The following is a 22,939-nucleotide window of genomic DNA, read 5'->3' on the forward strand; positions in this document are numbered from 1 at the left end:
CCCCTCATGGCGATGACTGGTACCACCCATGGGCCACCGCCGCGGTGGTCGGCGCGACCACGGCGACCCTCCTCGCCATCGGTACGCGCGTCACCACGGTGCCGGTGGATTGCGTCTCGGTGGTCGCCAATGGCGTGGCCTACCAGCACTGCGGGCCCACCTGGTACCAGCCGCAATACGTCGGCAGCTCCGTGCAGTACATCGTGGTCGCCGCGCCCTGGTGACCCATCGTTTCAAGGATGATTGTGATGACGACGCTCAACGATTTAACCGCCCTGCAAGCCAGCATCGGCGAAAGCGTGCTGGGTCAGGACCAGGTCATCCGGCAGATCCTCATCGGTCTGNNTCGCATCCAGTTCACCCCCGACCTGCTGCCCTCGGACATCACCGGCGCCGAGGTGCTGCACCAGGTGGATGGCCAGAACCAGATCCGTTTCCAGCCAGGCCCGTTGTTCGGCAACCTGATCCTCGCCGATGAAATCAACCGCGCCCCGGCCAAGGTCCAGGCGGCCTTGCTCGAAGCCATGGAAGAACGCCAGATCACCGTAGCCGGCGCCAGCCATCCGCTGCCCGAGCTGTTTATCGTGGTCGCCACCCAAAACCCCATCGAACAGGAAGGCACCTACCCATTGCCGGAAGCGCAGATGGACCGGTTCCTGATGAAAGTCCTGCTGGATTACCCAAGCGCCGACAACGAAAGCCAGGTGCTGCGCCTGCTGCGTGAAGAAGAACAGCATGCCGCCACAGCGGCGACCCGGGGCTTCACCCTCGCCCCCGAAGTGATCTTCGCTGCCCGCAAGGAGGTCAGCGCGATCCGGGTGTCCCCCGCCATCGACCGCTACTTGATCGACCTGGTCAACGCCACCCGCCATCCCGCCGACTACGACGCCGACCTGGCGCGCTGGATCAGCCTCGGCGCCAGCCCCCGTGGCGGCATTGGCCTGGACCGCGCCGCCCGTGCCGACGCCTGGCTGCAAGGCCAGGCCTTCGTCACCCCGGACAACGTGCGCACGGTGGCGCACCCGGTGCTGCGTCACCGCCTGCAATTGAGCTACGACGCGGTGGCCGATGGCGTCACGGCCGACCAGGTGCTGGACCGCCTGCTGGATAAAGTGGCGATCCCGGCATGAACGCCGACGGCCTGGTCTACGTGTCCCTGGGGCAGTTGATGGCCCTGCAGTTCCAGACCCGTGGCCTGAGTTTCGTCACGCGCCAGCCCCAGGGCAGCATCCTCGCCGGCAACCATGCCTCGCGGCTGCGCGGGCGCGGCTTGAACTTCGATGAACTGCGTCGCTACCAGCCCGGCGATGATCTGCGTCACCTGGACTGGCGCGCCTCCCTGCGTACCGGCAAACCGGTGATCCGCACCTTTACCGAGGAGCGCGACCGCCCGGCGCTTATCGTGGTCGACCAGCGCATGTCGATGTTCTTCGGTTCGGTGCGCAGCTTCAAATCGGCCGTCGCCGCCGAATTGGGTGCGCTGGCGGCATGGATGGTGTTCAACGCCGGTGACCGGGTGGGCGGGCTGGTGTTCAACGATGAGCACATCGACAGTGTGGCGCCGTTGCGCAGCCGCAAGCGCGTCGAAGCCTTGTGCAGCCGCATCGTCCAACAGAACGCCGCGTTGAGCGCCGGCAACCCGGACCATGAAGCCGACGGCCAGCTCGACAAGGTGCTGCAACGGTGCCTGGCGCTGGCCGGGCATGACCACCTGATCTGCATCGTCAGCGACTTCGCCGGGGCCGGTGACCGCACTCTGCAATTGATGCGGCAGCTGTCGGCCCACAACGATGTGATCGCCCTGCAAGTCTATGACCCGCTGGCGTTGAACGTGCCGGATAGCGGGCACCTGATGGTCACCCAGGGCCAGTTGCAGGTGGAACTCGCCGTACAGAAACGCCAGGTGCGCCAACCCCTGGGGGACTTTCTTGGCGGGCGCCTAAAGGACGTCGCCAGCCTGCTGCGCCGCAGCCAGGTGCCGCTGTTGATGATCAGCACGGCGCTGCCTGCAGTTGACCAACTGCGCGATGAGCTGGGCCGGCGCAATGGAGCGCGGCGATGAACGCCAATGTGCCGAGCATCGAACAACTCAAGGAGCTGGGCCTGCCGGCGCCGGTCAGCTACTGGCCGCAGACGTGGGGCTGGTGGGTGCTGCTCGGTTTGCTGGCGATTGCCCTGCTGGTGCTGGGCGTCCGCGCCTGGTTGCGCTGGCGCCGCAATACCTATCGCCGCGAAGCCCTGGCGCGCCTCAACGTGATCGAAGACCTGCGCGAATTGCCGGAACTGCTCAAGCGCGTGGCCCTGTCGATGCCCCTTGCGCCCGAAGAACACCAGCGCGTGCCAACCTTGAGCGGGGCCGACTGGCAGGCGTTCCTGCTGCGCCATGGCGGTACGCCGCTGCCGGAGGATTTCAGCCTTCAACTGGCGAGCCTGGCGTATGGGGCAGCCGATATGTCCAGCATGCAACGTGAACAGTTGTTGGCCCGGTGCAAAGCCTGGGTGGAGCATCACCATGTGGCAGCTTGATTACCCCTGGCTGTTGCTCCTGCTGCCGTTGCCGTGGCTGGCCTACCGTTACCTGCCGGAATACCGCGAAGCCCGCAGCGCCGTGCGCGTGCCGTTTTTTGCCAGCCTCAGCCGGGCCGTGGGCCAGACGCCCGCCGCCAGCGGCATCCGCAGCAATCGCCTGCAATTGCTGCTCAACCTGCTGGTGTGGGCGCTGCTGGTGTTGGCCATTGCCCGCCCGGTGTGGATCGAAAAACCCATCGAACGCCAACAGCCGGTGCGTGACCTGATGCTGGCCATCGACATCTCGCAGTCCATGGAAACCCAGGACTTCACCGACGCCAATGGCCAGAAGATCAACCGCCTGGCCGCCGTCAAACAGGTGGTGCAGGGCTTTATCCAGCGCCGCAAGGACGACCGTATCGGCCTGATCCTGTTTGGCAGCGGTGCCTATCCCCAGGCGCCGTTGACCCTCGATCACGCCAGCCTGTCGCTGCTGCTGGATGACAGCGGCATCGGCATGGCCGGGCCCAATACCGCGATTGGCGATGCCATCGGCCTGAGCCTGAAACTGCTGAACCAGGCCCATGAGCAAGAGAAGGTGCTGATCCTGCTCACCGACGGCAACGACACCAGCAGCGCGATCCCGCCCGATCACGCGGCCTCGATGGCGGCGGCCAAGGGCGTGGTGATTCACACCATCGGCATTGGCGACCCGGGCGCCTCGGGCGAATCCAAGGTCAACCTGAGCGCCCTGCAACAGATTGCCGAGGCCACCGGCGGGCGCTATTTGCGCGCCGAAAACCGCGACACCCTGGACCAGGTCTACGCCACCCTCGACCAGATCACCCCGCATCAGGTGAACACCCTGAGCCACCAGCCCAAGCGTGATCTGTTCTGGATCCCACTCGCGGCAGCCATCGCCGTGCTGGCGCTGTATCACCTGATCGCCGCTTTGTGGCCGCATCTGGGACTGCGCCATCGGGAGGTCCGCGATGGCGTTCAACCTCAGTGACTTCCACTTCCTGCGCCCGGGCTGGCTGCTGCTGGCGTTGCTCGGCCTGTTGCTGCCGCTGCTGTGGCGCCGCAGCAAGGACCTGCAACGACGCTTGCGGGGCAATATCGCGCCGCACCTGTTGCCACATTTGCTGTTGACGCCGACTGATCGCCATCGCCTGCGGCCGGTGCATCTGGTCAGCGCGCTGCTGATTTTCGGCGCACTGGCCAGTGCCGGCCCCACCTGGGAACAGGACCGCCCCGACTTCCTGGAAAACCGCGCGCCGCTGATCATCGCCCTCGACCTGTCACCGTCGATGGACACCGCCGACGTGCCGCCTGCCCGGCTGCAAGCTGCCAAGCACAAGTTGCAGGACCTGGTGCAGCGCCGCCAGGGCGCGCGTACTGCGTTAATGGTGTATGCCGGAAGCGCGCATCTGGTATTGCCGCCGACGGACGACCCGGCATTGCTCGACAGCTTTATCCAGGCCCTGGCCACCGACCTGATCAGCAAGCCCGGACGGGATGTGGCCGGAGTGATCGACCAGTCCAAGCGTTTGCTCGCGGCGGAAAACGCCCCCGGCAGCCTGTTGCTGATCACCGACGGCGCCGACCTCGCGCAGCTGCCGCAGCTCAAACAACACCTCGCGGACAGCCCGTTGCAGGTGCTGGTATTGGCGGTCGGCGTGAACTTCGATGCCGACGCCTTGAAGCAACTGGCCGCGGCCACCGACGCGCCCCTGGGCAGCCTGACCCTCGACGATGACGACCTCGACTGGGTAGAACTGCATGCCCAGCAGCACTTCCAGAACGCCGATGAACAACAGCGCAACCTGCAATGGAAAGATGCTGGCTACTGGCTGTGCTGGCCGCTGCTGCTGTTGGCGTTGTTCAGCGTGCGCCGGGGCTGGAGCCTGAACTGGATGGCGGTGCTGGTGCTGGGGGCGTTCCTGCAACCTGCGCCCGCCGAGGCCAATGCCCTGACCGACGCGTTCTTCACCCGCGACCAGCAAGGCCGCTGGGCCTTCGAACACCATCACTACCCCGCCGCTGCCGCGCTGTTTGTCGACCCCTACTGGAAGGGTGTCGCCGCCTACAATGCCGCCGACTACGACCTGGCCCTGGCGACCTTCGCCCAACTCGACACCGCACAGGCCGCGTTCTACCGGGGCAATATCCACGTGCGCCGCTTCAAGTTCGACGACGCGATCACCGCCTACCAGCAAGCCTTGCAGCAGCAACCGCAGTTCCCCGAAGCCAGCGCCAACCTGGCGCTGGCGTTGGCCCTGAAGAAAGACACCGAGAACGCCTCGGACAACGCCCCCGAGGTCAAGCCTGATGCGGTCAAGTTCGACAAGGCCGCCGGCAAGGGCAAGAGCAAGACTATCCAGACCGAACAGGCGAGCAACGACGCGCTGTGGCTGCAGAACCTGACAACTTCCCCGGCGAACTTCCTGCGGCGCAAGTTCAGCCTGCAGGACCAGGGAGCCCAGCCATGAACCGGCTCTGCTGGCTGTTGCTGCTGATCGCTGGCCCGTTGTGGGCGGCCGAACCGCAATTGAAGGTGCAGGCGCAACTGGTGCCTGGCAACAACGTGGTGGTGGGCGAACAAGTGCAATTGCAGGTCGATGTATTGACCGACACCTGGTTCACCGCCGCCGCCAGCCTGCCGCCGCTGCAGTTGCCCGGCGCGCGGGTGCAGGCGCCGGACAGTGAATCCGAACACGTCAACCAGGTGATCGAGGGCAAGACCTTCTACGGCATGCGCTACCGCTATCGCATCACCCCGTCCGTGGCCCAGACGTTCAACATCCCGGCCCTGACGGTGCAGGCCCAGCCCGGCCAGGCCAGTGCACCGTTGAATGCGCAAACGGCGGCGCTGTCATTCCAGGCGACCCAGCCGCCGGGGTTCGAACCCGGGGAAACCGTGTTGGTGGCTGACGGGCTGCGCCTGACCCAGGCGGTCACCACCACACCGCTCAAGGTCGGCGACACCCTCACCCGCACCCTCACCCTGCAAGCCGACAACACCCCCGGCCTGTCACTGCCGCCACCTGACCAGGCCCAGGTAAAAGGCCTGCGTCGCTACCCGCAGTCGCCGCTCATCGGCAACCTGGATGATGGCCGCGGCAACATCACCGGCGGCCAACGCATCGACCGGCAGGTGTACCGCGTCGAACAGCCCGGTCACTACCAACTGCCGGCGATCAGCGTGAAATGGTGGGACAGCCGCAACCATCGCCTGCAACTCACGCGGGTGCCCGAGATCAGCATCGAGGTGCAAGCCGCAAGTGCCTACACCCCGACGTTTTCCATCGCCGAGGACCTCAAGCAACTCGGCCAGCACAGCTGGCAACTGTCACGGCACGGCATGGCCTGGAGCGCGGCCCTGGTGGTGCTGGTACTGGCCGCGTACCTCGTGCATGGCCTATGGCCACGAGTCCCACCCCTGTGGCGACGTGGCTGCGAGGCGTTGCGCTGGCGCTTTCGTCGACTACGCTTGCTACCACTGAACCCCCGTCGCGAAAAGGATTTCCCATGACGTCCCTGCGTTGCGTCTTGCCCCTTCTGCTGCTGATAAGCCTGCCTGCGTTGGCGGCCGATCCGCTGCCCTCGTGGAGCGAAGGCGCGAACAAACAACACATCATCGAATTCGTCCAGGCCGTGACCGCCGAAGGCTCCAGGGACTATGTAAAACCCGCCGAACGCATCGCCGTATTCGATAACGACGGCACCCTGTGGACCGAACAGCCGGCCTACTTCGAGGTGCTGTTTGCCTTCGACGAAATCAAGCGCCTCGCCCCCCGGCATCCCGAGTGGAAAACCACCCAGCCATTCAAGGCCGTGCTCGACAACGATCACCAGGCCCTGGCGCAAAGCGGCATGGAAGGCCTGCTGAAAATCATCGGCGCCACCCATACCGGGATCACCACCGACGCCTTTATCGACAACGCCAAGACCTGGCTCGCCCAGGCCCGTCACCCGAAAACCGGCAAGCCCTACACCGAGATGATCTACCAGCCGATGCTGGAGATGCTCGACTACCTGCGCAGCCAGCAATTCAAGACCTACATCGTTTCCGGCGGGGATACTGCCTTCATGCGTGCCTTCGCCGAAGTGGTCTACGGCGTGCCGCCGGAACAGGTGATCGGCTCCAACTTCGTCACCGCGTTCCAGATCAAGGATGGCGCCCCGCAGGTCCTGCGCACCGCCAAGCTCGCCCACAACGATGACGGCCCGGGCAAGCCGGAAAGCATCGACTCGATCATTGGCCGCCGGCCGATCCTGGCCTTCGGCAACTCCGACGGCGACCTGCAAATGCTCCAGTGGACAGCCGCCGGCCAGGGCAAACGCTTCATGGGCCTGGTGCACCACACCGACGCCACGCGCGAGTGGGCCTATGACCGCAACTCTCACATCGGGCGCCTGGACAAGGCGCTGGATGAAGCCAGGACAAAAGGCTGGACCGTGGTGGACATGGCAACCGAGTGGAAGCGCATCTACCCGTTCGAGCCGGCTGTGCAACAGCAGGTGCAATAAGAAAAGACGTCGCGAAGGACTGTAATAAACGTTGGTCGCAGGCAATGCGACTCAAGCCGAGAAAGGAGCAAGTCATATGACTCGCCTACGCAAGTGGCTGCCGAAACTCGCCCTAGTGGCGGTATCGGTGATGGGGGTCTCGGCATCAGCCTGGGCCGCCGACAAGCCGAATATCCTGGTGATATTCGGCGATGACATTGGGCAAACCAACATCAGCGCCTATTCCATGGGCGTAGTGGGTTACAAAACCCCGAATATCGACCGTATCGCCAAGGAAGGCATGCTGTTCACCGACTACTACGCGGAGAACAGCTGCACCGCCGGGCGCTCATCCTTTATCACAGGCCAGACGCCGTTGCGCACTGGCTTGTCCAAGGTGGGCATTCCCGGTGCGCCGGTGGGCCTGCAAAAACGCGATATCACCATTGCCCAGGCGCTCAAGGGCCTGGGCTACTCCACCGGGCAATTCGGCAAGAACCACCTGGGCGACCGGGATGAATACCTGCCCACCAACCACGGCTTCGATGAGTTCTTCGGCAACCTGTACCACCTCAATGCCGAAGAAGAGCCAGAGCGCCCGTACTGGCCCAAGGACGATGCCGACTTCGTCAAGGCCAACACCCCGCGCGGGGTGATCCACAGTTTTGCCGACGGCAAGATCGAAGACACCGGCGCCCTGACCACCAAACGCATGGAGACCATCGACGACGAAACAACGGCCGCCGCCCAGGCGTTCATCAAGAAACAGGCCGAAGCCAACAAGCCGTTCTTCGTGTGGATGAACACCACGCGCATGCACGTGTTCACCCACGTGCGTGACTCGATGAAGGGCCAGAGCGGCATGCCCGGCAACGAGTACGCCGACGGCATGCTGGAGCATGACGGCGATGTGGGCAAACTCCTGCAAACCCTCGACGACCTGAAGATCGCCGACAACACCATTGTGGTCTACACCACCGACAACGGGCCGAACCAGTTCTCGTGGCCGGATGCGGCAACCACGCCGTTCCGCAACGAGAAAGACTCCAACTGGGAAGGCGCCTACCGGGTGCCGGCGATCATCCGCTGGCCGGGCAAGATCAAGCCTGGTGAAGTCTCCAACGAAATGGTCTCGGGCATGGACTGGTTCCCTACCCTGCTGGCCGCCGCAGGCGATGCGGACGTCAAGGACAAACTGCTCAAGGGCTGGGCTCCGACGGCTGGCGGTACCAACTTCAAGGTGCACCTGGACGGCTACAACCAACTGCCCTACCTGACCGGCCAACAACCCAAAGGCGCGCGTAACGAGTTCTTCTATTTCAACGATGACGGTGCACTGGTGGCAGTGCGGTTCGACAACTGGAAGGTGGTGTTTGCCGAACAGCGCCAGCCGGGCGGTTTCCGGGTGTGGAGCGAGCCGTTCGTGCAACTGCGGGTGCCGAAAATCTTCAACCTGAGGATGGACCCGTATGAGCGCGCGGATGTGGTGTCTGACCAGTATTACGACTGGAGCACCAAAAACATCTACCTGGGTGCGGTGGCGGTGACCAAATCGGCGAAGTTCCTCGAGACGTTCATCGAGTACCCGCCGAGCCAGAAACCGGCCAGCTTCAGCATCGACCAGATCCGCGAAGCCGTGGACAAGAAGATTGCGGAAAAAATGAAGGCTAACCCGGCGCAATAGCCGTAGGCGCCGCGCTTATGGGTGGCGCCCAACCCGTGGCGAGGGAGCTTGCTCCCGCTGGGCTGCGCAGCGGCCCCATCCAGACAGCGCGGTTTTTCAGGTAAGTCGCGGTGTCTGGCTTTGGGGGCGCTTCGCACCCCAGCGGGAGCAAGCTCCCTCGCCACACTTTGATCGGTATTTCCATAAGGCTATCTGCAATGTCGTCACGCACCGCCAGCAAACCCGTTGCACTGGCTCATACCTCAAGCACCCTGATCCCTGCCCTGCTGCTGTTCATCTCCGGCATGGCTGCCCTCGTGTATCAGGTGCTGTGGATCAAGCAACTGTCGCTGGTCGTGGGGGTGGAGGTGTACGCCATCACCACCGGCATCAGCGCATTTTTTGCCGGGCTGGCATTGGGTGGCTTGCTGTTCGGACGCTGGGCCGATCGCCTGTCACGCCCGCTGTTGCTGTACGCAATCCTCGAAATTTTCGTCGCCGTGCTCGGCGTGGCTGCCACCGTGGCCCTGAGCATGGCCGCCAGCCCGTTTGCCTGGCTGGAACAACAGGTCGGCCTGCTGGCCTGGGTCCTGCCATTTGTGCTGGTGGGCATCCCGGCCCTGCTGATGGGCGGCACCTTGCCGGTGCTGGTGCGCTCGCTGGACATCGACCCCAAGGCCCTGGGCCAGGCCGGGGGCCGCTTGTACGCGGCCAACACCGCTGGGGCAATTGCCGGCACCTTGCTCAGCGCCTTCGTGCTGATCGCCACGTTCGGCGTGCGCGGCAGTGCCCTGGTGGCCGCGATGCTCAATCTGCTGGCCGCCGTCGGCGCGCTGTTGTATGTGCGGCATCACACGCCTGCGCCGACCAGCCACACCCGCAGCGCGCAACCGGCGCGCCTGGCCCTGGTGCTGTACGCCGTCGCCGGTGGCGTGGCCCTGGGTTACGAGGTGGTGTGGTCGCAGTCCATCGTGCAGTTCATGAGCACCCGCACCTATGCGTTTGCCGTGGTACTCGCCACGTATCTGGCCGGGCTGTTTATCGGCAGCCAGTTGATGGCGCAGCGGGTCGAGCGGATCCGCGACCCATGGGGCATCTTCGGCCTGCTGATCGCCGGTGCCGGGTTGGTGGCCTTGCTGGAGATCGCCCTGCTGGGCCGCTGGCTGGTGCTGCTGCAAATCCAGGCCGAAGCCCTGGTGCTGAGCCTGGGCGGCGCCGAACTGCCGGGCATGAGCGCACGCTTTGCGGTGGCCGCGCTGTGCATCGTGTTTGTGCCAACCCTGTTGCTTGGCGCAGCCTTTCCCCTGGCCCTGCGCTTGAGCGTGGGCAGCGAGCACGTGGGCCTGGATGTGGGCGCGGTGGTGGCATTCAATACCCTCGGCGGGATTGTCGGGGTGATGTTGTGCGGTTTTGTGCTGATTCCCTGGCTTGGGCTGGTGCGTACCCTGGGCTTGCTCGCGGTGATCGCGGGTGCCGTGGGCTATATGGCCGTGCGTCGTGGCCACGGGGTGAAAAAAGGCCGACGCCAGGCAGTAGTCGCTCTCGGTTTGCTGTCTGTGGCCGTAGGTTTACTGACGCCCGTGGATCGCCTGGCCAAGCTGCTGCCCGGGGCACGCAATGCGAGCCTGGCGTTTTACCAGGAAGGTCGCGGCGCCACGGTCGCCGTGGTCACCCAGGGCCAGGGCGCCCGCAGCTTTCAGCGCCTGTACATCCAGGGCGTGTCCAACACCGGCGACGCCATGCCGTCCCTGCGCTATATGCGGATCCAGGCACTGCTGCCGCTGCTGATCCATAACGGCGAGCCCCGCTCGGCGCTGGTAATCGGCTTTGGCACCGGGATTACCGCCGGGGCCTTGCTGCGTTATCCCGGGCTCGAGCACCGGGTAGTCGCCGAGTTGCTGCCATCGGTGATCCAGGCGGCGCCGCTGTTCAAGGGCAATTTCAACGCTGCCAGTGATCCGGGAGTGGACGTGCGTCTGCGGGACGGTCGCCAGGAACTGCTGCGCAACCCGCAGGCGTACGACCTGATCACCCTCGAACCACCGCCACCGTCGGCGGCTGGCGTGGTCAATCTGTATTCCCGCGACTTCTACCAATTGGCTGCCCGGCGCCTGGAGAAAAACGGCCTGCTGGCCCAATGGCTGCCCCTGCCGACGCAAAACATCGAGGACTCACAGTCCCTGGTGCGCAGCTTCCTCGACGTGTTTCCGTACGCGACGCTGTGGACCAGCGAATTCCACGAAATGCTGCTGGTGGGCTCCATGGAGCCCATCGAACTGGACGCCACGCGGATTCGCCAGCGCTTTGAGCAACCGACCGTCAGCAGCGCCCTGAGTGATGTAGGCATAGATTCCGCGGCAACCCTGCTCGCGACCTGGGTCACCGATCGCCAGGGCCTGGAGCGTTTTGCGGGCACTGCGCTGCCGGTCACCGATGACCAGCCGCGTATCGAATACGCACCGTGGGTACGCAGCAAAGAGATCGCCCGGGTGCTCCCGGCGCTGCTGGATCTGCGGGTGCCTGCGCCATTGCTGAATGCGGACCCGGCGTTCACCCGTACCCTGGCCAGCGAACAGCAGCGCCTGATGCAGTTCTATCGCGCCAGCCTGCATGCCTATGACGGCGATCGCACCGCCTGGGGCCGGGATATCCAGGCGGTGTTGCAACAAGACAGCGCCAACCCTTATTACCGCTGGTTCATCGGCCAGTAGTCGGGGGCTCATGCGGCCCGGGGCGCGAACCCCGGGCCTGACACATCAGCGTTTCAGCTTCAGATACGACTGGTGCAGGTCCGACGCCCAACCGTCGATCACGCTTTTCACGTCATCGGCCTTCATCACCTGGGAGTCGTTCGACAACGGCTTGCCGGTGCCTTTACGCACGACCTGGGCGATTACCTTGCCGCTGTCGCCATCGAGGAATTGGGCCTCGGTGCCCAGGGTGGTTTCCTGGTCACGAATCCCGGTACCGGTGCTGACCGCAGCGGCCACCAGCGCGACAGGAATGTACTCATACGGCTTGAGGCTTTCGGTCTTGCTGCTGACGGCCGTGATGGCCGCCCGTACTACAATCACGCCCGGGCCAGGCCCGTTGGCCAGTGGCAGGGACTTTTCCAGCTCGCGCTTCAGCGCCTGGTTGTAGTAGGTGTTGATGCCCTGCAAGGTGCTTTCAGGAATCCTGGTGGTGGCTTGTGGCTTGGGGTAGAACTGGGTGGGCTCGATATACACGCCGGTATAACGGCTCAGGTTCAGGTTGGGGTCCACCCAGCGCATCACGTCAGCGCCCGAGGGGGACTTGGCTTCCTTCAGGTTGCTGTAGTCGGAGAGAAACCCGGAATACTCGTCCGGCTGCGTCACCTTGCTGGAACACCCCATCACCCCGATCGAGGCAATGCACACCGTGCCGATCATTAGTCCTAGCTTCATCGTCGAACTCCCTGGTTGTCATCGAAGGAACGTTGAGCTGTAGGTATAGCCAACTCTGGGAAAATAACCCGGCAGACAACACAGGTTGTGGGGTATTTCACAGCGACTATTTGACAGGCAAGCGCCCAACGTCAAAGCTGCACAGAGCTTAAGCGCGCCACCAGAGCGTCAATGCATCGGACATCGGAAGTCGTAATGCCCAAGCCTGACAATAAAGCCGTACCTCGCCGTGATTCCCCCAGTCGTTACCTGTATCCCGTACTGATCGCCCTGCTGCTGTTGGCCATGGCCGGAATCTGGTTTTTCCTCCAGGCCAGCACGCCTCGGCTGCCAGTGGCGGCGCCTGCCCCCGTGGTCAAGCCGGTGGCCGTTCTGCCGCCTGCAAAAATGGTCGATGAGCAGCAGTGCCAGGGTTGTCACCAGGCACAGGTCAAGGACTGGCAAGGCTCGCACCACCAGCTGGCGATGCAGGTCGCCACCGCCGAGACGGTACCGGCCGACTTCAACGATGTGTCCTTCAGCAGCGAGGGTGAGACCACCCGGTTCTCGCGCCGGGGCGATGAGTTCTGGGTCAACACGCCCGGCGCCGACGGCAAGGCGGCGGATTTCAAGGTCGCCTATACCTTCGGCATCGCGCCATTGCAGCAGTATTTGATCGAGGTTGGCGAGGGGCGCTTGCAGGCCCTGGCCGTGGCGTGGGATACGCAAAAGAACCGCTGGTTTCACCTCTACCCCGGCCAGGGCGTGAACTTCAAGAACCCGCTGCATTGGAGCAAGCCCAGCCAGAACGCCAACTTCATGTGCGTGGAGTGCCACACCACCGGCTACAAGCGCAATTTCGATGCCGCCAAAAACAGCTTCGACAGCCAGTGGAACAGCCTGGGCGTCGGCTGCCAGGCGTGCCATGGCCCGGCGTCGAACCATGTGGAGTGGGCGGCGAAAAAAGGCGATCTGCTGCACGCGGGCTTTGCCGTGGATTTGAAAGACAAGGACGCCACCGTCGAGATCGAAACCTGCGCCCGCTGCCACGCCCGCCGCGCGCCACTGGGGGACGGCTATACCGTCGGCAAACGCCTGATGGACGATTACCTGCCCAGCGTGCTGACCCGCGAGCTGTATGCGCTGGACGGCAAGATCAAGGATGAAGTATTCGAACACGGCTCGTTCGCCCAAAGCAAAATGGCCGACAAGGGCGTGCGCTGCAGTGACTGCCACAACCCCCACAGCGCCGAACTGAAAGCACCGGGCAATGGCCTGTGCCTGCAATGCCACAACACAGCGGGCAAAACCGCCGTGGCCACGGTGGATGGTCGCGGGTTGCAGGCCAAGAACTACGACTCCCCCGAACATACCCGCCACGCGGCCGGCGAGCCCGGTTCGTTCTGCGTCGATTGCCACATGCCCGGCAAGTTCTACATGGGCAATGACTTCCGGCACGACCACAGTTTCAGCATTCCCCGGCCCGGGGATAAGGTCAGCGAACAGTTCAAGCTCTGGAGTGCCAGCGAGCCCGAGCATGCACCGCGTTACGCCGAAAGTATGTTGCTGATCCGGGGTGGCCAGCCAGGCGCGGCGCAAGCGCTGTATGACCAGTTGGCACGCAACAACCTGCCGGCAATCCAGCGCGCGACGCTGCTGGCTGAACTGCCGAACTACCCGAGTGAACAGGCGTTGAAACTGGCGACCAGGGACCTTGGCAACCCGGCGCCGCAAGTACGTGAGAGCGCGGTGCGGGCGATCAGTGCATTCCTGCCGCCGCCTGAGCGGGTAGCGTTGTATGGGCCGTTGCTGCGGGACCCGGTGCTGGCGGTGCGGATCATTGCCGCCCGTGACCTGCTGAGCGCCTCGGGCCAGGGCCTTGGGCCGGACTGGGACAAGGCGATCGCCGAATACGAAAATGTACAGTCGAGCTTGCTGGAGCGTGCCGAAGCCAATCTCAACCTGGCGATGCTGTACCAGGCCAGCGGTCGCGGCGACAAGGTAGAAGCGCAACTGCGTACCGCGTTGCTGCGGGACCCGGATTTCTTCCCGGCGCTGGTGACCCTGGCGCAATGGCTGGAGGCCAACGGTCGTGCCGAGGAGGCACGGACGCTGGTGGCGGACAACCTCAAGCAGCACCCCGAGGCGGGACTGTTGCAGCACACCCAGGGGTTGATGCTGATTCGCGCCGGGGAATCGGCCAAAGCCATGCCGCACCTGCGTGAAGCGGCGCGACTGGAGCCCGCAAATCCGCAGTACAACTATGTACTGGCGGTGGCGCTGCATGACAGCGGGCATGTGGATCAGGCCTGTGAACAACTGGAAAAGCTGTTGGCATTGCAGCCGTATAACCGCAATGCGCGGCTGTCGTTGATCCAGTACTACCTGGAAAACGGAAAAGAGCCCAAGGCGCAGGTGGTGATGCAGTCGTGGAAGAAGCTCAACCCAGGAGATCCGGCGTTGAAATAAACCGGCCTGGGCCGGCAGCCGATTAACAGTCTTTGACAGTTTCCCGACAAAGCTCACAAAGACTCATCGACGGCCCGCCCCTAGCATTCGAGCATCCAAACCACCCCTCGGGTGCTCCTCATGTTTCGCACATTGCGCAGTATTCCGCTGCTGGGTTTCCTGCTGGGCAGTCTCGGCTGCCACGGCCAACCGCCGGCCCCGCCGCCTATCCCCAAGGGCGACTACAGCGCAATCATCCGCTACCTGCAAAAACGCATCCCCGTTGAAATGGCCAGGCAAAACATACCCGGCCTGTCCATCGCCTTGGTCAATGGCCAGGAACTGATCTGGGCCCACGGCTTCGGCGTTGCCGACAAAGCCCTGGGCAAACCGGTGACGCCCAACACCGCGTTCCGCGCCGGCGCCCTCTCCAAACTGCTCACCGCCACCGCGGCCCTGCAACTGGTGGAGCAACAGCGCCTGGCCCTAGACGCCCCGATCCAGGACACCCTGCGGGAGTTTTACGTACGCTCGCGCTTTCATTCCGACCAAGCGGCCGCCGACCGCGACATCACCCTGCGCCGCCTGCTCAGCCACCAGTCCGGCCTGCCCAGCGAACACCTGCGGGACGTGCGCAACACCTTCGCCATGGGCCAGATGCCAATGCGTATTTCAGGGGTTTGGCTGAGCACGCCACCGGGGACCCAGGTGGCCTATTCCAACCTCGGCTACGCCCTGGTCGGCGCCGCCATCGAACGCAGCAGCCAGCAGGATTTCGAAACCCGACTGCAAAGCAGCCTGCTCAAGCCCCTGGAGATGAACCAGTCGAGCTTCGTCGGCACCGGCGCGCAACCGGGCTTTCGCGCCCGGGGTTATGCAGACGGCACCGTCAGCGCCGACGCCCAGGTGCGCGACCTCGCGGCCGGTGGCTTGTGGAGCAGCCCCAAGGACCTCAGCCACTACGTGCGCATGCTCTTCGCCCGGGGCCTCTATAAAGACAGACAGATACTGGGCAGCCAGTCGATTGACGAGATGTTCAGCCAGCAAAACACCGGCAACGCCCTGGACTTCGACTGCCAGATGGGCCTGGGGTGGTTTCTCGCCCCTTGCGGCGATGAGCCGGTGGGCCCCGGCATTCGCACCTTCCAGCACAGCGGTGGCGGGGATGATTTCGCGGCGCAACTGACGATGCTGCCTGACCAGCAACTGGCCGTGATCGTGATGGCCAACGACAGCAACGCCGAAGAGATGGTGGTGTCCCTGACCACCGACACCCTGCGCCTGATGCTCCAGGCCCAGACCGGCGACCCGGTGTGTGCCGACAACTGTCAGGCGCCCGCCCACGGCCTGAAAATCCGCCAGGTGCCCGCCGCGATCGACCGCAGGCGCCTGGCGGGTTTCTACGCCACGGCCTGGGGCATTTTCCGTATCAAGGACGAAAACGGCCAGCTGTATGGCGAGTTGGCCGACACCCGTTTCGAACTGCTGCGCGACGGCCAGGGCTGGCTGCGGGCACAACAGAAATTCCTCGGCTTCTGGCTCAAGGACCTCGGTGAACTGGGCCGCGTGCAGCTGGATGTGGTAACGGTGCAAGGGCGCCAGATGCTCACCGCCCGCAGCCACGGCCAACGCGTCCCGGTGGGCGAACGCATCGAACAGACCCCGCTGAGCAATGCCTGGGCCGACACCATCGGCACCTATCAAGTGCTCAACACCCATGAGCCCGACGCGCCCCTGAGCGGCATCAGCGTGCGCCTGGAGAACGGCTTCCTGGTGATCCGCGGCCAACTGCACGACGAGCCGCTGACCGACTACATCCTGCTGCCCGTGGACAACGCCCACGCGGTGCTGGCCGGCAACGGCTATGGCCTGGGCGATACCGTGAGTCGCCAGGTCAACGGCCTGAGCGCCTCCGGCTACCACTTCAAACGTACCGATTCTCCCCACAACCCCTTGAGTCTCTGACCTCACATGAAGACCATCATGCGTTCAAAACACCTGTGCCTGTCCCTGACGTCGCTGTGCCTGCTGGCCAGCGCCGACACCCTGCTGGCCGACGACTGGGAATACACCCTCAAGGCCGGCGTGGCCAACCTGCCCCGCTACAGCGGCAGCGACGAGCGAGTCACCGCGCCGGTGCTGGGCGCAGCCATCGTCAGCCCGTGGGGGATTTTCCTCGACACCGACAAGGGCCTGGGCTGGGGTTATGACGGCGGCGGCGCGAGCTTCAGCGCCTACGTCGGCGCCAGCGGCTCACGCAAGGACGAAAGCAAGACCGGGCGCCCGGGCTCGAAGAAACTCAAGGGCATGGGCGAGATCAAGACTCGCGCCCAGGTGGGTGTCAGTGGCAGCTATAACCTGGGCGGGGTGATTCTCGGCGCAACCCTGGAGCATGCGCTTGAGGAAGATGATCACAAGGATTCCGGCAAGGCGTTCACCCACCTGGAACTGAGCCTGGGCACCAATCTGTACGACGGCGACTACGGTTCGCTGGATGCCAGCCTCAGCAGCCATTTTGGCGACAGCAACTACCTGCAGACCTGGTACGGCGTGACCACCGGCCAGGCCGCACAGAGTCGCTTCAAGGCCTACAAGGCCAGCGGCGGCAACATCAGCAACGGGATGAATCTGGTGTGGAGCTTGCCGATCAGCGAACACACACAGTTTTCGACGCTGTTGGATGTGCAGTACCTGGCAGACAAGGCCGGGCAAAGCCCGATTGTGGAGAGACGCTTGCAGACGTCGGTGATGGGGATGGTCGAGTACACGTTCTAACTTTGGTAACCCAATCAAAATGTGGGAGCGGGCTTGCTCGCGAAGGCGGTGTTTCAGTCAATGTATCCGGCGACTGATTCACCGCCTTCGCGAGCAAGCCCGCTCCCACATTTGATCTCCATGGCTCCTGGATGATTACTCGGCATACGCCCAGGTCATCCGGAACGATGCCCCGCCCCACTCCGAATCCAGCACTTCAACCTGCCCGCCATGCCATTGGCACACCCGCCGCACCAGCGCCAGGCCGAGGCCGAAGCCACCGGTGCGGCGGTCACGGCTGGCGTCCAGGCGCAGGAACGGCTCGAAAATCTTCCCTCGCCCTTCCACCGGCACACCGGGCCCATCGTCATTCACTCGAACTTCATAGCCGGTGCCAAACTTCACCAGCGACACTTCCACGCGCCGGTCGGCGTAGCGAATTGCATTGCGCAACAGGTTGATCACCGCCCGTGCCATAAAGCGCGGCTCGATACGGATGTAATCGACTTCACAGGTGCGCAGCAGCAACTGCACGCCTGCCGCCTCGGCCTCCAGGGCGACGCTGCCGATCACACTGTCGAGCCAGCTGTGGGCCTCGATGCTTTCCCGGGTGATCTGCGTGGCGCCGCGTTCCAGGCTGGCGTAGGTCAACAGTTCCGAGACCATTTCTTCCAGCTCGCCGAGGTCGGCATACATGTCGGCGATCAGTGCGCGGCTCTCCCGTGGATCGGCCTGTTGCTTGAGCTGGTCGAGCTCAAACGACAGCCGCGCAATCGGCGTACGCAGCTCGTGAGACACGGCGTTGGTCAACTCGCGCTGGTTGGCGATCAGGCTTTCAATGCGCTCGGCCATCTGGTTGAAGTGCCCCGCCAGTTCGCGCACGGTAGAACGGCGCGGCAGCAGGATGCGCGAGCCGAGATCGTTGTCACCGAAACGTTGCGCGGCCAGGCGGATATGCTCCAGGTCACGCCAATGGGGCCGAACCCAGAAGTACAGGACAATCGCCAGGCACAGGCCGAGGAAGCCATAGGCCCACATGTACAGCCACTTGGGCTCTTCCGGCAGTTTGATTTCCAGCAGTTGGTGGCCGCCGTCGATGTTGGAGATGAACTCCATGAAATCCCCACGCACCACCAACTCGCCACTGGCCAGCAGTTGCTGCTCACGCTCGGTAAGTTTCAGCGTGTCCCGCTGCACCAGCGCCAGGCGCAGCCCATAGTGCGGTTGCAACTCGGCTAGGCGGGCGGCGCGCGCTTCCCCCGTCACCGGCCGCAATTGTTCCACCAGCCCATACGCCGGGCCGCGCAGGGCTTCGCGGTTGTAGGTTTCGTTGGCTTCCGGCAACAGCTCATCGAAGGTGTAGTTCACCAGCCAGATCGCCCCGGCCAAGCCAATGGCCAGGATGATATACAGACGCAGAAACAGCCTTAACATCTAGACCTCCCAGGCGAACGGATTGAACAGGTAGCCCTTGCCCCAGATGGTCTTGATGCACACCGGTTCCCGGGGGTTGTCATTGAGCTTGCCGCGCAGTTTGCTGATGTACACGTCGACGCTGCGGTTGAGCCCGTCAAAGGCAATACCGCGCATGCGGTTGAGAATGTCATCGCGGGAGAGGATTTTCCCGGCGGCGCTGGCCAGCAACCACAGCAGTTCGAATTCCATGGTGGTCAGGTCGATCTTCTCCCCGCCCAGGCTCACCACCCGGCAACTGCGGTCGATGGCCAGGCGGCCGAACTCAAGGGCGCCGCGCACCGTGGGTTCCGGCGCCTGGCGACGTTGCAGGGCGCGCAGGCGAGCCAGCAGCACAGGCGGCTTGATCGGCTTGATCACATAATCATCGGCGCCGGACTCCAGGCCGAGGATGTGGTCGAGGTCGTCTTCCTTGGCGGTGAGGATCACGATGGGTGTGTCGGACACGTTGCGAATTTCACGGCACACATGCAGGCCGCTCTGACCGGGCAGCATCAGGTCGAGCACGACGATCTTCGGCTTGAACTCCAGGAACGCCGCCAGCGCCAGGTCGCCGCGGTGCACGGCCAGCACCTCGAAGCCATGCTGGGACAGGAAATGGGCGATCAGCCCTGCCAGTTTCTCATCGTCCTCCACGAGCAAGACCTTGCCGAGACCCAAGTTATCCATAAATTTCCAGTGCACGCGCGGATTGAAGTGTGCGCATTATAGGTGGCAAGCCGGCAGACTAAAGCAGCTGGCCATCACTGGCCGACGAAGCTTCATGCTTTTAAGAGTTTTTAACAGTTTCACCGCAGTCTTTAACTCGGTACCGTCCGCCAGATGCGCCCCACACGCTTTTCGGAAGTGTCGCTGATGACAACACCACAAACACAAGAGAATCATGGCCCTCTACCTACATAGCGGGAGAAAACCATGTTCGTTCGTCACAAATCAGACATTGAAAACACCGCGCACTTTGTCGAATGGGGCGCTGGCACCAGCCATCGGTTGCTGACGGAAAAGGACGGGATGGGTTATACCGTCTGCCACACCGTCGTGCGTGCCGGCACCGAGTCACTGCTGCAATACCGCAATCACCTGGAGGCTTGCTACTGCATCGCCGGTGAGGGTGAAGTCGAAGATATGGACGGTAACGTCTACCCGATCCGCCCCGGTGATATTTATGCGCTGGACCAACACGACTGCCATTATCTAAGAGGCGGAAAGGAGCAGGACCTGGTGCTGGTCAGCGTATTCAACCCGCCGCTCAAGGGCGACGAGCGCCACAATCTCACGGATAAATCCGGCTCCGGCTACTGACGACGATTTGACTCACGGACACGAGCACACCATGCGCAAGGATTACCTGGCTTTCTTCATTTCGTTGTTTCTGTCACGCCTGGCCGACCAGATTCTGTTGTTCATCGTGCCGCTGATCGTGTTCCAGACCACCAACAGTGTGTCGTGGGCGGGCCTGGCGTTTTTTGTCGAATCCTTGCCGCGGTACCTGTCGTTCCCGGTGTGCGGGGCGTTGTGCGACAAATATCCCGCCGTGCGCGTCCTGCATATCAGCCAGGTGTACCGGGCGCTGGCGTGTGTGGCGGCGGTGCTGCTGTATGGAATGTTCGACGGGATTTACTGGATTGTCATGCTTTCGGCGCTGTGCGGCGTGTTGACCACCCAGGGCATCATGGCCCGGGAGGTGCTGCTGCCGCATATCTTCAAGCATTACACCTACGCCAAGACCTTGTCCTACTCGCAGATTGCCGACCAGACCGGGCTGGTGCTGGGCCCGCTGGTGGCGGCGCTGATGTTGGGCGTCTGGGCCTGGCACTGGGTCGTGCTGGGGGTTGCCGGGCTGTTCCTGCTGGCGGACCTGGCGATGCGCATCTGGCAACGCCACACCACGGTCAATCTTGAAACTTTCGAGCAGCACAACGACATCTGGCTGCAACCGTTGCGCGTTGCCTTCGGGCATATCCGCGACCTGCCGGAGCTGAAAAGGATTATCGCCCTGGCGGTGGGTGTGAACCTGATCATCGGCGTCACCCTCGCCACTTCCGCCGCGATGGTCATTGGCCAATACGCCGCCGGCAAGGACACCTACGCCGGGTTGCAGGCGGCCGGCGCGCTGGTGACCATCGCCATCCTGTTTTTCCTGGCGCGCGCTTCCCTGCCGCTCAAGGTGCTGGGCGGTTTGTCGTATTCGATGATTGCCGTGGGAGCGTTGATCACGGCCATCAGCCCGAATGTGTGGGCTTACGCCGTGGGTTTCCTGCTGCTGACCGGTTTCGACAAGATGTTCAACGTGTACATCCGCAGCGTCCGACAACGGGTAATCCCGGCCCGGGACTTTGGCAAGACGGTGGGCGTGCTGACCTTGCTCAACAACCTCTCGCAGCCGCTGGCCGGTTTGCTGATCGCACTGCTGGCGGCGCCGCTGGGGACGCAGGCGGTGATCCTGATACTGGCCGGGATCACCGCGTTGCTCGGTGCAGCGGTTGCGTCAGGCTGGCACGCCGCTGTGAAAGCGGAACTCGACGTCCGGTGACTCGATCAGTTCCTGCTCGGCGGTGCGTACACGGTCGATGACCTGGGCGATGTCCTTGGCGTCGCCGTACTGGTAAGCCAGTTTCAGGTAACCCTGGAAATGCCGGGCCTCGCTTTTCAGCAGGCCGAAATAGAACTTGCCGAGTTCTTCGTCCAAATGCGGCACCAGTGCTTCGAAACGCTCGCAACTGCGGGCTTCGATAAACGCGCCGACCACCAGGGTATCCACCAGTTTGACCGGTTCATGGCTGCGCACCACCTTGCGCAAACCCGAAGCGTAGCGGCCGGCGGACAGTTGGCGCAGCTCGATCTTGCGCTTCTTCATCAGGCGCATGACTTGCTCGTGGTGCACCAGTTCTTCCCGGGCCAGGCGTGACATCAGGTTGATCAGGTCGACGTGGGAATGGTACTTGGCGATCAGGCTCAAGGCGGTGCTGGCGGCCTTGAATTCACAGTTCTTGTGGTCGATCAGCAGGGTTTCCTGGTCGGCCAACGCGGCCTGGACCCAGCCGTCAGGGGTGCGGCAACCGAGGAATTCGTGGATTTCTGGCAGGTTCATCGGGCTCACGGGCAAAGATTCACAAAAGGCCGGCGATTATACCGACCGCGCCGCAGACCGCCAGCTACCGGGCTTGATGTGCATCAACATGACGTGTGCCGGGCAGCAACTATAGTTGTTCCACGCCCACCCTTTATTGGAGAACCCGACCATGCAAGCCATACGCAGCATCCTGGTGGTCATCGAGCCTGAGCATTCGGAAAGCCTGGCCCTCAAGCGCGCCAAGCTGATTGCCGGCGTCACCGGGGCACATTTGCATTTGTTGGTGTGTGACAAGAAGCACGAGCATTCTGCGATGTTGAGCCTGCTGAAGGCCGGTTTGCAGGAGGATGGCTACAGCGTCACCACCGAACAGGCGTGGAATGACAGCCTGCATGAAACCATCATCGACGTGCAGCAGGCGGAGGGTTGTGGGTTGGTGGTCAAGCAGCATTTCGCTGACAGCCCGCTGAAAAAGGCGCTGTTGACGCCTGCCGACTGGAAGTTGATGCGCTACTGCCCGACTCCGGTGCTGCTGGTGAAGACGTCCAGGCCTTGGGCTGGCGGGGTGATTTTGGCGGCCATCGATGTGGGCAATTCTGATGCCGAGCATCAGGCGTTGCATAACGCGATCATTGATCATGGGTTTGATATCGCGAGCCTGGCCAAGGCGCAGTTGCATGTGATCAGTGCGCATCCGTCGCCAATGCTGTCGGCGGCGGATCCGGTGTTTCAGCTCAAGGAGACGATCGAGGCCCGGTATCGTGAGCAGTGCAAGGCGTTCCAGGCGGAGTTCGATATTGACGACACTCATCTGCATATCGAGGAAGGGCCGGCGGATGTGTTGATTCCTCACGCGGCGCACAAGTGGCAGGCGGCGGTGACCATCATTGGTACGGTGGCGCGCACCGGGATTTCCGGGGCGTTGATCGGGAATACGGCGGAGGTGGTGCTGGATGCGGTGGACAGTGATGTGTTGGTGCTTAAGCCGCAGGAGTTGATGGATCATCTGGAAGAGCTGGCTAATGGGTGATGCTTCTTTTTGGGGGCATATCCGTTTTTGGGGGATGGCTTGTATTGGTTCCGCTCTTACAGCGGGTCACTTTT

General features: G+C 63.2%; 19 protein-coding genes and 1 pseudogene. 16 read left to right on the forward strand and 4 right to left on the reverse strand.

The window, feature by feature from the left end; genetic code table 11:
* From HX786_RS28675 to HX786_RS28720, 10 genes and pseudogenes are all read left to right on the forward strand, one after another.
* Window positions 1–224: pseudogene (locus HX786_RS28675) on the forward strand (hypothetical protein); the annotation flags it as partial.
* A gap of 24 nt (window positions 225–248) precedes the next feature.
* Complete coding sequence (locus HX786_RS28680) at window positions 249–1,130, forward strand: MoxR family ATPase (RefSeq protein WP_178912923.1); 882 nt, start codon at window positions 249–251, stop codon at window positions 1,128–1,130.
* Window positions 1,127–2,062, forward strand: a complete 936-nt coding sequence (locus HX786_RS28685) for a DUF58 domain-containing protein (RefSeq protein WP_178912924.1) — start codon at window positions 1,127–1,129, stop codon at window positions 2,060–2,062. The genes HX786_RS28680 and HX786_RS28685 overlap by 4 nt, the downstream gene beginning before the upstream one ends.
* Window positions 2,059–2,526, forward strand: a complete 468-nt coding sequence (locus HX786_RS28690) for a DUF4381 domain-containing protein (protein ID WP_178912925.1) — start codon at window positions 2,059–2,061, stop codon at window positions 2,524–2,526. The genes HX786_RS28685 and HX786_RS28690 overlap by 4 nt, the downstream gene beginning before the upstream one ends.
* Complete coding sequence (locus HX786_RS28695; protein ID WP_178912926.1) at window positions 2,513–3,520, forward strand: VWA domain-containing protein; 1,008 nt, start codon at window positions 2,513–2,515, stop codon at window positions 3,518–3,520. The genes HX786_RS28690 and HX786_RS28695 overlap by 14 nt, the downstream gene beginning before the upstream one ends.
* A complete protein-coding gene (locus HX786_RS28700; protein ID WP_178912927.1) occupies window positions 3,501–5,000 on the forward strand; it encodes a VWA domain-containing protein in 1,500 nt (499 codons plus the stop codon). Before HX786_RS28695 ends, HX786_RS28700 begins: the two co-directional genes overlap by 20 nt.
* The gene (locus HX786_RS28705; RefSeq protein ID WP_178912928.1) at window positions 4,997–6,043 is read left to right on the forward strand and encodes a BatD family protein; all 1,047 of its coding nucleotides are present in this window, start codon (window positions 4,997–4,999) and stop codon (window positions 6,041–6,043) included. Before HX786_RS28700 ends, HX786_RS28705 begins: the two co-directional genes overlap by 4 nt.
* Window positions 6,040–7,041 (forward strand): HAD family phosphatase, encoded by a 1,002-nt coding sequence (locus tag HX786_RS28710; protein ID WP_178912929.1) that lies wholly within the window; start codon window positions 6,040–6,042, stop codon window positions 7,039–7,041. Before HX786_RS28705 ends, HX786_RS28710 begins: the two co-directional genes overlap by 4 nt.
* 76 nt (window positions 7,042–7,117) lie before the next feature.
* The gene (locus tag HX786_RS28715) at window positions 7,118–8,704 is read left to right on the forward strand and encodes an arylsulfatase (protein WP_177042128.1); all 1,587 of its coding nucleotides are present in this window, start codon (window positions 7,118–7,120) and stop codon (window positions 8,702–8,704) included.
* Window positions 8,705–8,901: 197 nt separating this feature from the next.
* Window positions 8,902–11,394: a fused MFS/spermidine synthase gene (locus tag HX786_RS28720; RefSeq protein WP_178912930.1), complete on the forward strand. Its 2,493-nt coding sequence runs from the start codon at window positions 8,902–8,904 to the stop codon at window positions 11,392–11,394.
* A 45-nt stretch (window positions 11,395–11,439) separates the two neighbouring features.
* Here HX786_RS28720 and HX786_RS28725 read toward each other — a convergent pair whose 3' ends face one another.
* Window positions 11,440–12,108 carry a DUF3313 domain-containing protein gene (locus tag HX786_RS28725; protein ID WP_177042132.1) on the reverse strand — a complete coding sequence of 223 codons (669 nt, stop codon included), beginning with the start codon at window positions 12,106–12,108 and terminating at the stop codon, window positions 11,440–11,442.
* A gap of 195 nt (window positions 12,109–12,303) precedes the next feature.
* Here HX786_RS28725 and HX786_RS28730 point away from each other — a divergent pair, with 195 nt between their 5' ends.
* The 3 genes from HX786_RS28730 (at window position 12,304) to HX786_RS28740 (ending at window position 17,310) form a co-directional block, all read left to right on the forward strand.
* The gene (locus tag HX786_RS28730; RefSeq protein WP_178912931.1) at window positions 12,304–14,556 is read left to right on the forward strand and encodes a tetratricopeptide repeat protein; all 2,253 of its coding nucleotides are present in this window, start codon (window positions 12,304–12,306) and stop codon (window positions 14,554–14,556) included.
* 120 nt (window positions 14,557–14,676) lie between these two features.
* Window positions 14,677–16,500, forward strand: coding sequence for a serine hydrolase (locus tag HX786_RS28735; protein WP_178912932.1), 1,824 nt, complete (start codon window positions 14,677–14,679; stop codon window positions 16,498–16,500).
* Window positions 16,501–16,506: 6 nt separating this feature from the next.
* Window positions 16,507–17,310, forward strand: coding sequence for a MipA/OmpV family protein (locus HX786_RS28740; protein WP_087693017.1), 804 nt, complete (start codon window positions 16,507–16,509; stop codon window positions 17,308–17,310).
* 135 nt (window positions 17,311–17,445) lie between these two features.
* Here the strand turns inward: HX786_RS28740 and HX786_RS28745 are convergent, their stop codons facing one another.
* Window positions 17,446–18,723, reverse strand: a complete 1,278-nt coding sequence (locus HX786_RS28745; protein WP_008431015.1) for an ATP-binding protein — start codon at window positions 18,721–18,723, stop codon at window positions 17,446–17,448.
* Window positions 18,724–19,431, reverse strand: coding sequence for a winged helix-turn-helix domain-containing protein (locus HX786_RS28750; RefSeq protein ID WP_003217561.1), 708 nt, complete (start codon window positions 19,429–19,431; stop codon window positions 18,724–18,726).
* Between the two features lie 246 nt (window positions 19,432–19,677).
* Between HX786_RS28750 and HX786_RS28755 the strand changes: the two genes are divergently transcribed.
* Entirely contained in the window at window positions 19,678–20,064 is a 387-nt protein-coding gene (locus HX786_RS28755; RefSeq protein ID WP_003217559.1) for an ectoine synthase, read from the forward strand.
* 31 nt (window positions 20,065–20,095) lie between these two features.
* Window positions 20,096–21,295 carry an MFS transporter gene (locus HX786_RS28760; protein ID WP_087693019.1) on the forward strand — a complete coding sequence of 400 codons (1,200 nt, stop codon included), beginning with the start codon at window positions 20,096–20,098 and terminating at the stop codon, window positions 21,293–21,295.
* Here the strand turns inward: HX786_RS28760 and HX786_RS28765 are convergent.
* Window positions 21,251–21,853 carry a tRNA-(ms[2]io[6]A)-hydroxylase gene (locus HX786_RS28765; RefSeq protein ID WP_178912933.1) on the reverse strand — a complete coding sequence of 201 codons (603 nt, stop codon included), beginning with the start codon at window positions 21,851–21,853 and terminating at the stop codon, window positions 21,251–21,253. The genes HX786_RS28760 and HX786_RS28765 overlap by 45 nt on opposite strands.
* Window positions 21,854–22,004: 151 nt before the next feature.
* Here HX786_RS28765 and HX786_RS28770 point away from each other — a divergent pair, with 151 nt between their 5' ends.
* A complete protein-coding gene (locus HX786_RS28770; protein ID WP_003217553.1) occupies window positions 22,005–22,865 on the forward strand; it encodes a universal stress protein in 861 nt (286 codons plus the stop codon).
* The last annotated feature ends 74 nt before the right edge of the window (window positions 22,866–22,939 follow it).

Source organism: Pseudomonas sp. 21615526, assembly GCF_013386245.1.
Classification (GTDB): domain Bacteria; phylum Pseudomonadota; class Gammaproteobacteria; order Pseudomonadales; family Pseudomonadaceae; genus Aquipseudomonas.